The sequence below is a fragment of the Bifidobacterium primatium genome (assembly GCF_002802875.1).
Lineage (GTDB): Bacteria > Actinomycetota > Actinomycetes > Actinomycetales > Bifidobacteriaceae > Galliscardovia > Galliscardovia primatium.
Genome location: NZ_PEBI01000002.1, coordinates 228393 through 243281, shown reverse-complemented (window position 1 = coordinate 243281; position 14889 = coordinate 228393). Strand labels below are relative to the sequence as shown.

The 14889-nt window shown below is 63.8% G+C and carries 12 protein-coding genes; 7 read left to right on the top strand and 5 right to left on the bottom strand.

The genetic code is table 11. The features are described from left to right. The first annotated feature begins 165 nt into the window (after positions 1-165). The 5 genes from CS006_RS04800 to hxlB all read left to right on the top strand — a co-directional run bounded on the left by CS006_RS04800 (position 166) and on the right by hxlB (position 4695). Entirely contained in the window at positions 166-1491 is a 1326-nt protein-coding gene (locus CS006_RS04800; RefSeq protein ID WP_100510656.1) for a gluconate:proton symporter, read from the top strand. A 114-nt stretch (positions 1492-1605) separates the two neighbouring features. Beyond that, positions 1606-2367, top strand: a complete 762-nt coding sequence (locus tag CS006_RS04795) for a sugar phosphate isomerase/epimerase family protein (protein WP_100510655.1) — start codon at positions 1606-1608, stop codon at positions 2365-2367. 69 nt (positions 2368-2436) lie between these two features. After that, complete coding sequence (locus CS006_RS04790; protein WP_100510654.1) at positions 2437-3408, top strand: sugar kinase; 972 nt, start codon at positions 2437-2439, stop codon at positions 3406-3408. Continuing rightward, positions 3405-4037: an orotidine 5'-phosphate decarboxylase / HUMPS family protein gene (locus tag CS006_RS04785; protein ID WP_100510653.1), complete on the top strand. Its 633-nt coding sequence runs from the start codon at positions 3405-3407 to the stop codon at positions 4035-4037. Before CS006_RS04790 ends, CS006_RS04785 begins: the two co-directional genes overlap by 4 nt. A gap of 106 nt (positions 4038-4143) precedes the next feature. Further along, positions 4144-4695 (top strand): 6-phospho-3-hexuloisomerase, encoded by a 552-nt coding sequence (hxlB, locus tag CS006_RS04780; RefSeq protein ID WP_100510652.1) that lies wholly within the window; start codon positions 4144-4146, stop codon positions 4693-4695. A gap of 130 nt (positions 4696-4825) precedes the next feature. Here hxlB and CS006_RS04775 read toward each other — a convergent pair whose 3' ends face one another. After that, positions 4826-5863 carry an alpha/beta hydrolase gene (locus tag CS006_RS04775; protein WP_100510651.1) on the bottom strand — a complete coding sequence of 346 codons (1038 nt, stop codon included), beginning with the start codon at positions 5861-5863 and terminating at the stop codon, positions 4826-4828. A gap of 127 nt (positions 5864-5990) precedes the next feature. Continuing rightward, positions 5991-7436, bottom strand: a complete 1446-nt coding sequence (locus CS006_RS04770; protein ID WP_100510650.1) for a sugar porter family MFS transporter — start codon at positions 7434-7436, stop codon at positions 5991-5993. Between the two features lie 280 nt (positions 7437-7716). Between CS006_RS04770 and CS006_RS04765 the strand changes: the two genes are divergently transcribed. Continuing rightward, positions 7717-8601, top strand: coding sequence for an AraC family transcriptional regulator (locus CS006_RS04765; RefSeq protein WP_165777249.1), 885 nt, complete (start codon positions 7717-7719; stop codon positions 8599-8601). A gap of 387 nt (positions 8602-8988) precedes the next feature. Here the strand turns inward: CS006_RS04765 and uxuA are convergent, their stop codons facing one another. From uxuA to uxaC, 3 genes are all read right to left on the bottom strand, one after another. Then, positions 8989-10119 (bottom strand): mannonate dehydratase, encoded by a 1131-nt coding sequence (uxuA, locus tag CS006_RS04760; RefSeq protein WP_100510648.1) that lies wholly within the window; start codon positions 10117-10119, stop codon positions 8989-8991. Between the two features lie 182 nt (positions 10120-10301). Further along, positions 10302-11939 (bottom strand): mannitol dehydrogenase family protein, encoded by a 1638-nt coding sequence (locus CS006_RS04755; RefSeq protein WP_100510647.1) that lies wholly within the window; start codon positions 11937-11939, stop codon positions 10302-10304. Positions 11940-12131: 192 nt separating this feature from the next. Next, positions 12132-13538: a glucuronate isomerase gene (gene uxaC / locus CS006_RS04750; protein WP_100510646.1), complete on the bottom strand. Its 1407-nt coding sequence runs from the start codon at positions 13536-13538 to the stop codon at positions 12132-12134. Positions 13539-13735: 197 nt separating this feature from the next. Here uxaC and CS006_RS04745 point away from each other — a divergent pair, with 197 nt between their 5' ends. After that, on the top strand, positions 13736-14851 hold the full coding sequence (locus CS006_RS04745) for a LacI family DNA-binding transcriptional regulator (RefSeq protein ID WP_100510645.1): 1116 nt from the start codon (positions 13736-13738) through the stop codon (positions 14849-14851). The last annotated feature ends 38 nt before the right edge of the window (positions 14852-14889 follow it).

Genomic DNA, 14889 nt, shown 5'->3' with positions numbered 1-14889 from the left:
GGTTTAGTTGACCGGTAAACAATAACGTCGTATAGTACTTATCAACCGGTTTACGAAACCGGTACACACAACATCGTTTCGGTATAGTATCTGCCAGCGGACAACGTCGATTCCCCCTCGCGAATCGTCCGGCGTTCGAAAGAACACAGCTCAAGGAGGAGCGCCATGATTATCTGGGTGATGGGCGCATTGCTCATTCTCTCCTTCGCCATTTTCGCGGTCTACGCGATGAAGGGCGGCAACCTCACCATCGGATTCTTCGTGCAGACCATCGTCTGGCTGCTCATCTACTTCCTCGGCGTGGCGTTCGGCGTCGGCAAGCCGTTCGACTTCGTGGAGGACATCTTCGCCCAGCCGGCGCTGACCTACGGCCCCACGATCATCCAGATCGTCTGCGGCGCATGGTTCGGCCGCGTGCTCGTCGACACCGGCATCGCCGCCTCCATCTCCTACCGCACCGCCAAGGTCGGCGAGAAGAACCCCGTGCTCGCCACCATCTGCATGGCCGCCGTCACCTGCCTCATCTTCACCAGCGCCTACGGCGTCGGCTCCGCCATCGCCATCGGCGTCATCCTCTTCCCGATCCTCGGCCGGCTCGGCGTCCCCAAGCGCGTGGCCGTCCCCGTGTTCACCCTCTCGATCGGCGCCGCAATGTGGGTCAACAGCGTGCTGTTCGTGCAGTTCGCCGCCTTCTACCAGGACTACAAGTCCCCCGACGGCTCCGTGGTCGAATGGGGCACCCACTACCTGCGCTTCGGCATCGCCGCCCTGCTCGTACAGATGCTCGGCGTCATCATCTTCATCCTCATCAACTCCAAGGCCATCAAGAACGGCACCCCGTACGAGGTCGGCGACCCCGACGAGCAGCCGACGGACATCCCCGACGTGCCCATATGGACCTACATCATGCCGATCGTGCCCGTGGCCCTGTGCATCGTCCTGCAGTGGAACGCCGTGCCCGCGCTCATGCTCGCCACCATCCTCACCTTCGCGTTCACCGGCCACATGAAGTCCATCAAGGAATTCGGCGCCATGCTGAACTCCACCGCCAAGACCGCCATCGGCGACATCGGCCCGCTCATCATCATGCTGCTCGTGCTGCGCTTCTTCCAGGAGATCGCCGTCACCGTGATGAAGGACTTCGGCCCGATCCTCACCCCGCTCATCCCGAACAGCACGTTCATCCTCGGCCTCGCGTTCTGCATCCTCGCCCCGCTGGCCCTGTTCCGAGGCCCGCTGGAACTCTACGGCGCCGGCTCGGCCGTCATCAGCATCTTCATGGCGACCGGCATGTTCAACGCCTGGTTCCTCTTCGCCCTGCTCGTGGTCCCGTCGATGACCTGCATCTCCTCCTGCATCACCCAGTCGTGGAACACTTGGTCGGTCGGCTACACCGGCCTCGAGCCGAAGACCTTCCTCAAGAACGGCGTTCCCGTCTACTGGGCCTGCACCTTCCCCATCATGGGCCTCGCCGGTCTGCTGCTGTTCTGACCTCTCCTTCCGACACACGTGTGGGCGGCCGCCCCCTTCCCCTGCCGCCCACACCCCTCTCCCGACTCTTTCCCGGACTCCACACCCACACCAAAGAAACCAAGGAAATCCATCATGACCGCTCTCGGCATCAACACGCTCGTATACCTCTCCGACCTCGCGAACGGCGTCCCGCAGTCGACGCTGCTCCCCCGCATCGCCGATCTCGGCGCCGGCCTTGCGGAAGTCCGCCGCGAATACATCGTCGGCGCAGACGGCATCGACGCCGACGTCGAATTCGACCGCATCGCGGCGGCGCGCAAGGCCGGAGGCCTCGACCTGTTCTACTCCGTGCCCGAGGTCATCACCACGGAGGGCGCCGCCAACCCCGAACTGGCCACCTATTTCGCCGAGGCCAAGCGCATGGGCGCGAAGAACGTCAAGCTCAACCAGGGCGACGTGAAGGACGTCAGCGCCGACGTGCTGCACGGCATCGACGCACTCGCCGCCGAATACGGCGTGAGCGTGACCATCGAAAACGACCAGACTCCGGAGAACGGCACGTTCGTCTGCACCGCCTCCTCGCTGGAGAACATCAAGGACGCCGGCAGCGCCATCGGCTACACCTTCGACCTGGGCAACTGGCTGTGGAGGGACGAGGACCCGGACGCCGCGTTCGCCGCCCTGCACGGGTTCATCACCGTGTTCCATCTGAAGAACGCCAACGGCGCCAGGAAGCGCGAGGACCTCGCCACGACGATGCTCGACGACGGCGTCATCGACTGGCGCGAGCTCGTCGCACAGCTGGGCGACGACGTTCCCGTGTTCCTCGAGTTCCCCATCCCCGCCGACCGCGTCGCCGAACAGTTCGACATCGTCCGCGCCGCCCTCGCCTGACCGGCGGCCATACAAACCGACATCGCACGACATCGCATATAACGAACGAAGAAACGTAAGGAAACCACAATGGCAGAAGTCATGACCATCGGCGAACCCATGGTGAACCTCATCGCCGATTCCGACCAGACCTACATGGAGGCCCGCAACCTGCCGACGCAGATGGCGGGATGCGAGTTCAACGTGGCCATCGGCGCGAACCGCCAAGGCCATTCGGTCAGCTACGTCACCACGCTGGGCGAGGACTGGCAGGGCGACATGATCGTCGACTACATGAACACCATCGACATCGACACCGGCAACATCCGACGCACGACGAAAGCCTCCACCGGCTCGCAACTCAAGGTGGTGCTGCCCGACGGCGACCCGAAGGTCATCTACTTCCGTGCCGGAAGCGCCGCCAGCAGGACCACGCCCGACATCGTGGACGACGTGGACTTCGACGGCGTGAAGGTGCTGCACGTCACCGGCGTGTTCGCCGCGCTCGCCCCGAACACCTACGAGACCGAATCCCGCCTCATCGACGAGGCCCGCGCGCACGGAGCGCTCGTGACCTTCGACCCGAACCCCCGTCCGACGCTGTGGCACAGCGAGGAGGAGATGATCTACGCCACGAACAAGCTCGCCGCCAAGTCCGACGTGTTCATGCCCGGCCTTTCCGAGGGCCAGCTGTTCTCCGGCCGACAGGACCCGCGAGACATCGCCGACTTCTACCTCGACATGGGCGTGAAGAAGGTCATCATCAAGCTGGGTGACGCCGGCTCCGCGCTGTTCGAGCGCAACGAGGCCGGCGAGCGCGTGGAGACGGTGGTGCCGAGTTTCGTGGTCGACGTGGTCGATACGGTCGGCGCCGGCGACGGCTTCGCCTCCGGCGCGATCACGGCCCTGCTCGAAGGCCTTGACGCCGAGCATCTGCTGGAGCGAGCGAACGCCGTCGGCGCGATCCAGGTGACGAGCGTCTCCGATTCCGAGGGCCTGCCCACCCGCGCCGAGCTTGAACGATTCATCGCCGAAACCCCGCGAAAGGAAGTATCGCTGTGAAACTGCAGGTAGCCATCGACCGTGTGGACATCCCCCGCGCCGAAGCCATCATCCGCCAGGTCGCCGCATCGGCCGATGTCATCGAAATCGGCACGTCGCTGACTAAGGAGTTCGGAGTCCGTGCGCTTGCCCCGCTTATCGAGGCCGCGCATGAGGTCCGTTCCGAAGCCGCCGTGCTCGGCGACATCAAGACCTGTGACGAGGGCAAATACGAGTTCGATCTTGGATTCGACTGCGGCTTCGCCTATCTCACCGTCATGGGCTCGTCGTCGCTCGGCACGCTGAAGGTCTGCTACGAGTCGGCCGCCGCGCACGACGGTGTGATGATGATCGATCTGCTCGAATGCGACGACGATTGCATCGAGAAGATCTCGGTCTTCCCCGATGCCGTCTACTGCCTGCACACGTCGGTCGATTCGGGTGCGACCGCCGATCCGGTCGGCCAGGTGCGGGCGTTCAGGGCACGCTACCCGCAGATCGGCCGCATCGCCATCGCCGGCGGCATCAGGAAGGACCAGCTTGCCGGCCTTGCCGCCGAGGGCGTGGAGATCGCCATCATGGGATCGGCCATCACCAAGGCCGACGACATCGCCGCCGCGGCCGCCGCGTGCAAGGCGCTGTGCGAGTAGTCGTTCTCGTCCAGCGACATCGCCGCAGCAGCCAACGATCATCGGGCACGAATTCTTAACCATCCGAATAATCCAAGGCAGAACAAATCAGAAAAGAGCAGATATCATGACCAACGACAACCGCATTCTCGACCAGATCGTCGATGAGATCTCCGGCGTCATCGCCAAGATGGACGAGGCCGACCTCGAGGCCGCACGCGACCTTATCGGCCGCGAGGACCGTGTGTACGCCACGGGCGAGGGCCGTTCCGGATTCCAGGCACGCAGCTTCGCGATGCGCATGATGCACATCGGCTACACGAGCTACATGATGGGCGAGACCATCTGCCCGTCGATGCATGAGGGCGACGTGCTGCTGGCCATCTCCGGTTCGGGCAAGACGCGCAAGACCGTGGAGGACGCCGAGGCCGCGAAGAAGCTGGGCGTGAAGGTGATCGCCGTCACGTCGAAGCCGGAGTCCCCGCTGGCCGCCGCGGCCGACGCCGTGATTCTCGTGCCGGGCCGCGTGAAGGGCGAGGCCGGCGGCTCCATCCAGCTGCTCAGCTCGCTGTTCGACCAGAGCGTGCACATCGCGCTCGACGCCCTGTGCCTCATGCTCTCCCGCCGCGACAACGTCTCCGACGCCCAGGCCAACGCCAACCACGCCAACGTGGAGTGACGCTCGGTCACTCCAGTAGAAAACAACATGGAGTGCTCCCGACGGAAATCAACGGAGTGATAAAGCGGAAACCCCGCCTTCCGGAATATCGGAAGGCGGGGTTTTCGCATCCGGCGAATCGTTATAGCCGTTACAGCCTGGAATAGGTGAAGTCGCGGATGAGGTCGAGGACGGTTCCGCTTTCCTCGAGCCAGCTCATGCACACGGGGAACACGTGACCGAGGGTTTCGGCGGGCGCGGTCTTCCAGTCGTGCAGTTCGAAGTCGGCGTTGCCTTCCGCCAGCAGCGCGGCCAGATGCAGGGTCTCCGACTGGATGAAGTCGTCGCTGCTGGTGTTGAGGAACAGCGGCGGCAGGTCGACCGACCGCACGATTTCGGCGACGTCGACGGCCGAATGGTCGACGTCGGCCAGCGGCGCGAAGAACGTCGACGACATGGCGTCGAGGATGGTCTTGGGGTCGTCCTCCCCTGCGGCCGTGGCGGCGGCATCGCCATCGGACGGAACATACGGCAGCAGGTTGTACAGGCCGGAGACGAGCGCCGCGCCGTTCACGCCGATGCCGCTGGCCTCGACGCCCAGGGCCGCGGCGACCGAGGCCGATCGTTCGATGGCGGCGGTGAAGAACGCGAGACATCCGCCGGCGGAGTCGCCGGTGAGCCAGACGCCGTCCTGCGCGATCGGGTATTCGCCGCGATGGTCGCGGATCCAGGCGAGCGCCTGTGCGACGTCACGCAGCTGGCCGAGGAAGTCGGTCTGCGGCGAGGGACGGTAGTTCACCGAGAATACGGCGAATCCGCGTGAGGCCAGGTGCGTGCAGAAGTTACGGTTGAGTTCCTTGTGGCCGTAGACGAATCCACCGCCGTGGATGTCGACGTATACGGGCATCGTCTGCCCGCCGCGCACGACGGCCTCGTGCGGCAGGTAGAGGTCGAGCCGGTGGCCGCGCACCTCGTCGGCGTCGTCGGCGTACGGCAGGTCGGCGATGACGTCCACGTCGTCGGGTGTGTGCCAGAACGGCACGCGGGAGGCGTCTCCGTCGGCGAAGTCCACACGGGACTTGAGAATCGCGGAGCGCAGCGGTTCGGGGCAGTCGCCGAGGTCGCCGTCGATCTCGGTCCAGTCGGTGTACGGCACGCCTTCGGCGGTGGCGTATCGGTTGCTCATCATGGTCTCCTTAATCTTCATGCATCGTCGCATGCACTCGCTGTCATGCGCCCATGCATCATTCATGCGTTACGTAATGCGCCGGCCTGCCGATGTCGGCACGGCCGGCGCAGAGGCGAAATGGATTCGGTCACTCGGCCTTCATGTCCTCGAGGGCCACGCCGTTGGTCTCGGGCAGCACCTTCTTGACGAACAGGTAGCTCAGCAGCGCGAACACGGTGTAGGCGAGGTACACGTTGCCGACGCCGATGGTGTCGCGCAGCGGCGGGAACGTGGTGGAGACCACGAAGTTGCCGATCCAGTTGAACGCGGTGGCCACGGCCACGCCGATGGCGCGGATGTTGTTCGGGAAGATCTCGCCGATGACAACCCACATGCCGGCGCCCCAACTGAAATTGAACGACAGGAAGAACGCGTACATGCCGAAGATGGCGATCGGCGCCCAGATGCCGGGGAGCACGAAGTTGCCGTCCTGCATGGAGGCGTGGTAGAAGCCGACGGTGGCGATGAGCAGGAACACGGTCATGGCGATGGAGCCGGCGGCGAGCAGCTTCTTGCGGCCGATGCGGTCGAGCAGGATCATGGACGCGATCATCGGAATCCATGCGGCGAGCGTGCGGTACAGCGAGATGTCAAGCGCGACCTGCTCGGAGAAGCCCATGGAACGCCAGATGCTCGAATCGTAGTAGAGGATGATGTTGATGCCGCAGAACTGCTGGAACAGTGCCACGAGGATGCCGATCCACACGACCTTCTTCAGGCCGAGGAATCCGCCGCGCAGGTCGCGCAGCTTCGCACCGCTCTCGCTGCCGACGGTGGCGCGGATCTGGGCGATCTTGGCTTCGGGGTTCACCACGCCGTTGATGCGCTTGAGCGTGGCGGCGGCCTCCTCGTCGCGGCCCTTCATGACGAGGTATCGCGGCGATTCGGGCAGCAGCAGCGACACGGCGAACATGACGACCGACGGCACGATCATGATGAGCAGCATCCAGCGCCAGGTGGCGAGGCCGAACCAGAACGGCGAGTCGGCGCCGCCGGAACCCTTGGCGAACATGCTGTTCGTGATGGTGAAGGCCAGCATGCCGATGCCGACGCCGAACTGCTGGAAGCTGGTGAGGAAGCCACGCATCTTGGTCGGAGAGACCTCGGCGATGTAGGCGGGGCCGAGCACGGAGGCGAGGCCGACGCCGAGTCCGCCGATGAAACGGAACACGATGAACGACCAGATCTCGGGCGCGAGCGCGGAGCCCAGGGAGCTGGCGATGAACAGGATGGAGGCGAACAGCATGGAGTGGATGCGGCCGTGCTTGTCGGCCAGCCTGCCGGCGAACCAGGCGCCGAGCACGCAGCCGAGCAGTGCGCATGAGACGGAGATGCCGCTCATGAAGCTGTTGAGACCGAAGCCGGTCGCGGTGCCGGCGATCGAGTCCACGGCGCCGTTGATCACGGCGGTGTCGAAGCCGAACAGCACGCCGCCGATGGCCGCGGCCGCACATACGATGATAATCCTGCGCTTGATGACCGGATCGACGATCTCCTCGAGATCGTCATGCCGGGAACTGGTCTGTGACGTCATTGCCCTCTCCTTCGTTGATGACCACCTTGTCATTTCCTCCATGGCCGCGACCCTTCGCAGCCATGTGATGTTCATCATCGTAGAGCCGCAATATCCTCATTGTTAAGCATTATGTGATTCAGGAAATATTATTTTGTGATGTATTATTACGGAAATACGAAGGTGGAATCACACTTTGTTATTTTGACGTCACGAATCGCAGATGCCATGCCGACGGCGGCATGCATACCGGATGGCGGCATGCACAACGCGGGGCACACGAGACGATGGGAGCGCGACCATGACCGACGACCACGACTATCCGTACAACCGGGTAATCACCGACGACTACCTCGAGGAGAACATCTATCCGGAGGACTCCCCCGCCCTGATCCTGCTGCACAACGTCACGGGCGAATCGGTGCGCCCGCACTGGCATCGGGGATTGGAGCTCTCCCATTGCTTCGCCGGCACCGCCACATGGACCATCGACTCGTCGATCATCGAGACCTCCCCGGGCCATACCACGCTGATCAGCCCGTATGCCATCCACGAGGCCACACTCACCAACGACGGCTATTACAGCGGCGTCTCCATCACGTTCAACAACGACATCGTCGAGAAATCGTATCCGTACGCCGACCGCAACCTCGTCGACTTCATGAGCCCGACCGCCACCGACGACGACCGGAGCCGCCTGACCGACCTCGTCATCGAGGCCGCGCAATGGCACGAGCGGCCAGGAACGCTGAAGACGCTGCGGCTGAACGCGATCCTCTATGAGATCCTGTACCTCGTGTATTCGAAATTCGTCGTCGGCGTGAGACGGCCGGAGCTCGTGCGCAACGGTCGCCATGTGTTCATACAGGTCGTCGGATTCATCGAAAGCCATTATGCCGAACCGCTGACGGCGCAGGACGTGGCCTCGCGGTTCGGATACAGCCGCGAGCATTTCAGCCGTCTGTTCAAGGAGGCGACGGGGATGGGGTTCAAGCAGTTCGTCACCCGTCTGCGCCTGCAGGATGCCGAGCGGAGAATAGCACGCTCGACGGTGCCGATCGCCGATGTGGTGCGTTCGAGCGGATTCGCGGACTCGCGCAGCATGTGCGCGGCGTTCGAACGCGCCTATGGGATGACGCCCAGCGCCTACCGCCGCGCGCAGAAGGCGGAGCGGAGGCAGGAGTAGCACGTGTCGAGGTTGGGGCATTTGCGTTATAACCGCCTCGTGGAGCCCGGCAACGTCGGTTATAACGCACGCGTCCGCAAAACCCGCCTCGACGAGCTCCTCAGTGTCGGTTATAACGCACACATCCGTTATAACCGACACTGAGAGGCTGCAGGCGTCGGGTTGTGCGCAGAGATGCGTTATAACCGACGCTAGGGGGCACAGGAGTCGGGTTGTGCGCAGACACACAGACGAACAGACGCACAGGCAAATTCCGCTCATACAGAAAAGGCCTGTGCGAACGGTCGCTCGACCGATTCGCACAGGCCTTCATCGATAGGAAGGTATCCCCCGTTCCGGCTGCCACCGAAGCGAGGAAGTCAGTGCTTCACCTGATGATTTCGGTGATTACTTGTTGTACTTGACGGTGTCCCACACACCCAGCAGGTACTGGATGCCCAGGGCGCGGTCATACAGGCCGTAGCCCGGACGCGGCTTGTGCTCCGGGGTGTTCTCGTTCCACAGGTGACGGCCGTGGTCCGGACGGATGTAGCCCTGGTAGTCGGCCTCGGCGTACGCCTTCATGATGCCGATGGTGTCCACGTCGCCCTCGGACGCGCGGTGGCCCACCTCGGAGAAGGAGCCGGCCTCGTCGAGGAACTTGATGTTGCGCACGTGCGAGAAGTGGATGCGGTCCATGAACGTCTTGACGGCGTCGACCGGGTCGTTGCCGCGACGCGACGAGAAGGAGCCGAGGCACAGGCACAGGCCGTTGTACGGGCTCGGGTTGAGGTCGAGCACGCGCTGGATGCCCTCCTTGGAGGAGACCACGCGCGGCCAGCCGAACAGGTCGAAGGCCGGGTCGTCGGGGTGCACGGCGAGCTTGACGTCGTACTTCTCGCAGGTCGGGATCACGGCGTCGAGGAACACCTTGTAGTTCTCGTAGTACTTGTCGTGGTCGATGCCCTTGTAGGCCTCGATGAACTCGGGCAGGTGGGCCAGACGCTCCGGCTCCCAGCCCGGCATGGTCAGGCCGTTGGCGCCCTCGAGCGTCTCGTCGATCAGCTTCTGCGGATCGGTGAGCTCGGCGACCTTGTGGGCGTCGTAGTACAGGGCGGTGGAGCCGTCCGGGCACGGGTGGAACATGTCGGTGCGCAGCCAGTCGAACACGGGCATGAAGTTGTAGGTGACGACCTTCACGCCGGCCTTGCCGAGGTTCTCGATGGTCTTGATGTAGTTGTCGAGCGCCTCGTCGCGGCTCATGCCGAGCATGGTCTTGCCGGTCTTGATGGACTCGTGCACGTTCACGGACTCGACGACGTCGGCGTTGAACGTCTTGGTGATGCCGTGCTTGCGGTCGTAGTCGGAAAGGCCGGTAATCTTCTTCATCTCGGCCTCGATCTCCTCCGGCTCCCACAGCTCGCCGGCCTGCTTGTGGTGCAGCGACCAGACGATCGTCTCGACGCCCGGGATCTGGCGGATGTCGTCCAGCGAAATGGTGTCGTTACCCTCGCCGTACCAACGGAAACCCATCTTCATAGCGGTTGATCCTTTGCTTTCGGTGGTTATACAGTTTTCGGTTTACACCGCAACGGTGCTGTTGCGATGCGGATTGTCGTGAATTGTCACGGATTGCGGCGGGCGACGCGACCATGCGCCGCTCGTGGGGCCGACGGCTCCCCTTCAATCATGAGGGGAGCCGTTGACCTTGGAAGGCCTGATCAGAGGCCGAGCTCCTTGTTGAGGACGGGGTGCAGGGTGCCGGTGCCGGCCGCGAGCTCCTTGAAGTAGCCCACGATCTTCTCGGCGAGCGGGGTCTGCGTGAGGTCCACGTTCCACAGGGTGGTGTCGGCGAGGATCGGCTTGAGCACCTCGTCGGCCTTGGACAGGTCGCCGCCCAGCGTGAGCGGGGCCAGCGCGGCCTGCAGCTCGGGGATGCGCGGATCGGGGCTCAGGGTGATCTCGTTGCCGTTGTCGTCGGTGGCCTTGCCGTCCTTGCCGAGCAGCAGGCGCAGCCATGCGGCGATGGCCAGCGGGATGGCGACCAGCTCGTTGACGTCGTGGTCCGGGGACTCGACGTACTTCTTGATGGTCACGCCGAAGCGGATCGGCACCTTCTGGGAGGTGTCGGTGGAGATGCGGACCGGGGAGTCGGGCAGGCTCGGGTTCGGCACGCGCACGTCGATGACCTTCTCGGCGAACTCCTTCGGGGAGAAGATGCCCGGGTCGGTGACGACCGGCAGGCCCTCCTTGTAGGAGAGGCGCTCGGCCAGGGCCTTGAGGGTCGGGTCGGCGATGGTCTCGCTCATGGAGTCGTAGCTCATGAGACGGCCGGTGACGGCCAGGGCGGTGTGCACCGGGTTGAGGCAGGTGGTGACCTTCATCTCGTCGGAGTCGTTGACGGTGTCGCGGTCGCCCAGGAAGACGCCGGCCTTCTCGAGGGCCGGACGGCCGTTCGGGAAGGAGTCCTCGATGACGAGGTACCAGGTCTCCTCGGAGTTGGCGAACGGGGCCACGTTGGTGCCCTTGGCGGTGTGGAAGATCTTGTTGTCGCCGAAGCCCTTCTCGGCGAGCAGCTTGGAGACGGATTCGGCCGGGTTCGGGGTGATGCGGTCGATCATGCTCAGCGGGAAGGAGACCTGCTCCGGATCGTCGACGTAGCGGACGAAGTCCTCGGAGACGAAGCCCTTCTTGGCCCACAGCTCGGCGAACTCGACGATGACGGAACGGAAGCGGTCGCCGTTCTGCGAGAAGTTGTCGGTGCTGACCATGGCGATCGGCTTGGCGCCGGCCTTGAAGCGCTCGAACAGCAGCGCGGTGATGGCGCCCATGGCGGAGACGGCGCTGTCGGGGCCGTTCTCGACCTCGGGCTTGATCCACGGGAGGAGCTCGCCGTCGTTGTTCTTGATGGCGTAGCCCTTCTCGGTGATGGTGACGGTGACGAACTGCAGCTCCGGGTTGGTGAAGACCTTGACCAGGCCGTCCCACACCTCGTCGTGCTTCTTGACGCCGTAGGAGGCGGCCACGGAGGCGACGAGCTCGGTGTCGATGGAGCCGTCGGACTTGAGGATGACGGACAGACCGCGGTTGTCGTACGGCTTGAACGAGTCCTCGATGATGTCGGCGTCGAACGTCTCGGCGACGATCACGCCGGACTTGACCAGACCCTGGTTGAGCAGGCTCTGGGCGATGAGCGCCTGGACCTCACGGAACAGGTTGCCTGCGCCGAAGTGCACCCAGTAGGGATGCTCGGCGGTGTAGGCTGCGACCTCGGCGGGATCGTACTGCGGCAGCTTGACGCCGGCGGCTTCCCAGTCTGCTGCATTAGCCTTGAAATCATCGGTCAGATGAAGAACCATGGATGTTCCTTCCATATCGATTTGGCACGCGCCTTCATTGGTGAGCGCCGTTATAATCAGTTTATAATATTGGTTGTTCACTGCGATGCCCGTGCCAAAATTTGCCACGGACATCGCAGATTACATATTCATGGCCCCTATGACGGGGCCGTGGACTTCGGAGGCACCTGGCAGGGTTTCCTCCCGGTCCCCCTAGTCGAGCTTGAAGACGTGGCGCGGGCCGGCCTGCACGGAGTCGCGCATGACCTTCTTGCCGTCCTCGAGGCTCAGGCGGTGGTCGGCGACCAGGCCGGAGACGAAGCGGGCCGTGAGACGACGGTTGGTGTCGTGACGGGTCGGGATCGAGCACAGGGCGCGGGTGTCGTCGATGAAGCCGGAGAGCTTGGTGAAGCCGGCGGCGGTGGTGATGTAGTCGAAGTAGCGCAGGATCGGCTCCGGGGAGTCGAGGAACCACCACGGGGCGCCGACGTACAGGCTCGGGTAGAAGCCGGCCAGCGGGCCGAGCTCGCGGGAGTAGACCGTCTCGTCCATGGTGAAGGCCACGAAGTGGAAGTCCGGGTTGTTGCCGTACTTGTTGAGCAGGCTCTTGAGGTCGACGGCGTACTCGGCCTTGGCCGGGATGTCGGCGCCGATGTTCACGCCGTACTGGGCGAGGTTCTGCGGGTCGTAGTCGCGGTGGACGTGCGGGTGCACGGTCATGACCAGACCGTCCTCCTGGGCCATCTCCACCTGGTCGGCGAAGAAGTGGCGGCGCAGCTTGTCGCCCTCCTCCGGCGTGATGTTGCCGGCCATGGCCTGCTTGAACAGGCGATTGACCTCGGTGTCGGAGAGGCGGTCGGTGCGCACGTCGGCATGGGAGTGGTCGGAAAGGACCGCGCCGTGCTCCTTGAAGTACACGCGACGGCGGCGCAGGGCCTCGGTGAAGCCCGCGTAGGTGGTGGCGTCGATGCCGGCGACCTCGCCGAGCTTCTCGACCTCATGCGCCCAGTTGGCGGTCTTGTAGGGCTCGAGGTAGAGGTCCGGGCGGAAGGCCGGGGCCAGACGTGCCGGGAAGTCCGGGTCGGCGTTGGTCTCGTCGTGCAGGTGCAGGTCGTCGAGCGTGTCGTCGGTGGTGGAGATGAACTCGATGTTGAACTTCTTGACCAGGGCGCGGGTGGAGAACTCCGGCTGCTTCAGGTCGTCGTTGATCTCGTCGTAGATCTCGCCGGCGGTGTCGGGGCCGAACGGCTTGTCGATGCCGAACACGGTGGACAGCTCATCGTCGAACCAGTACTGCATCGGCGTGCCGACGTAGGCGTACCAGTACTTGCCCAGCAGCTCGAAGGCGTGCTTGGACTGCTCCTCGGTGAAGTTCTTCTGACCGACGCCGAGGTCCTTGAGGTCGACGCCCTGCGAATGCATGACGCGGGTCACGTAGTGGTCGGGCGTGATGAACAGCTCGGTCGGGTTGGCGAAATGGTAGTCCTTGTCGTGGAACCATTCGACCGGAACGTGGCCGTGGGGGGAGATGATCGGAAGGTCCTTGACCTCCGCGTACAGCTCGCGGGCGATGTCGCGGGTGGCGGGATCAGCGGGGAACAGCCTGTCAGCGTTAACCATGCTGGAAACTCCTTTGTTTGTGTTGTCTTCCACTTCCGATTATGGGTTCCCCGATGTCACACGGCTCACAGTTGCCAGCTTTTGCCTGATTCGTCGTCGCCGGGGATCGTCGACGGGCTCATATTCGCGATATCGATGACGAAAACGATGGAAAACGGTACAGTAGACCCTTAGGGAAACGAATCAGGAGCATATATATGACTTCATCAGATGACGCCAACGACGAGGCTGGCACCATGGGAACGGCCGATGCCGCGACCGAGGAGACCGCGCAGGACGGAAGCCGCCATTCCGTGACCATTCGCGATGTGGCGAAGGCCGTGGGGGTCTCCCCCTCCACCGTATCGCGGGCGTTCGCGAGGCCCGGCCGCGTAAGCGCGGAGACCTCGCGGCGCATCCGCGAGGCGGCCGACCGGCTGGGCTACCGCGTCAAGACGGTGACGTCGCTGAACATGACCGACTCGCACCATCTCAGCGGTCTCATCGCCATCACGGTGGCCGACCTCGGCAACCCCATCTTCGCCGACTATGTGAAAAGCGCGCAGCACGAATGCCTGCGCAAGGGATTCGGCCTACTGGTCATCGACTTCGAGGAGACGAACCTCATCGAACGCAAGGCGTTGAACCTGGCCATGAACCATGTGGACGGCCTGATCCTCTCCTCCTCGCGCTCGTCCGACGCCACGATTCGCAAGATGGCGGAGATCAAGCCGCTGATCGCACTGAACCGCCCGATCCGCGGCGTGCAGTCCATCATCCCCGACACGATGCAGGGACTCGAGGAGGCACTCGACCATCTCATCCGACTCGGCCACAGCGAGGTGACGTATCTTTCGGGTCCGGAGGCCTCCTGGCAGGACGGCCGTCGTTGGCGCACGCTTTCGGAGCTGTGCAAGAAGAAGCAGGTGCGGCTGCGGCGCATCGGCGCCGAATCACCGTCGTACAGCGGCGGCTACCGCTACAGCGAGGAGTTCATGCGCAATCCGACCACGGCGGTGATCTGCTACAACGACATCGTCGCCATCGGATTCATCAAGGCGCTGCAGGCCAAGGGCATCCGCATCCCCGAGGAGGTGTCGGTGGTGGGCATCGACGACACGCCCGTCAGCTCGCTGGTCACGCCGGCGCTTTCCACGATCCGCCTGCCGCGCAAGGAGCCGGCCCAGCTGGCGGTCGACGAGATCGTCAATCAGCTGCGGCATGCGCGAAACGGCAACGGCACGCCGACGACCACGTTCCTCAAGTCCACGTTCATTCCGCGGTCGAGCACGGCGCCGGCCAGCAACGACGTGCATATGTTCAAGATGCGGTAGCGGCCGGATACGACGGCCGTGCGTCCGCCGTATCCGGC

Excerpts from the sequence above, each read along its gene's own strand:
- CS006_RS04800 (WP_100510656.1), top strand. The coding sequence starts at position 166 with ATGATTATCTGGGTGATGGGCGCATTGCTCATTCTCTCCTTCGCCATT.
- CS006_RS04795 (WP_100510655.1), top strand. The coding sequence starts at position 1,606 with ATGACCGCTCTCGGCATCAACACGCTCGTATACCTCTCCGACCTCGCG.
- CS006_RS04790 (WP_100510654.1), top strand. The coding sequence starts at position 2,437 with ATGGCAGAAGTCATGACCATCGGCGAACCCATGGTGAACCTCATCGCC.
- hxlB (WP_100510652.1), top strand. The coding sequence starts at position 4,144 with ATGACCAACGACAACCGCATTCTCGACCAGATCGTCGATGAGATCTCC.
- CS006_RS04775 (WP_100510651.1), bottom strand. The coding sequence starts at position 5,863 with ATGATGAGCAACCGATACGCCACCGCCGAAGGCGTGCCGTACACCGAC.
- CS006_RS04770 (WP_100510650.1), bottom strand. The coding sequence starts at position 7,436 with ATGACGTCACAGACCAGTTCCCGGCATGACGATCTCGAGGAGATCGTC.
- CS006_RS04765 (WP_165777249.1), top strand. The coding sequence starts at position 7,717 with ATGACCGACGACCACGACTATCCGTACAACCGGGTAATCACCGACGAC.
- uxuA (WP_100510648.1), bottom strand. The coding sequence starts at position 10,119 with ATGAAGATGGGTTTCCGTTGGTACGGCGAGGGTAACGACACCATTTCG.
- CS006_RS04755 (WP_100510647.1), bottom strand. The coding sequence starts at position 11,939 with ATGGTTCTTCATCTGACCGATGATTTCAAGGCTAATGCAGCAGACTGG.
- uxaC (WP_100510646.1), bottom strand. The coding sequence starts at position 13,538 with ATGGTTAACGCTGACAGGCTGTTCCCCGCTGATCCCGCCACCCGCGAC.
- CS006_RS04745 (WP_100510645.1), top strand. The coding sequence starts at position 13,736 with ATGACTTCATCAGATGACGCCAACGACGAGGCTGGCACCATGGGAACG.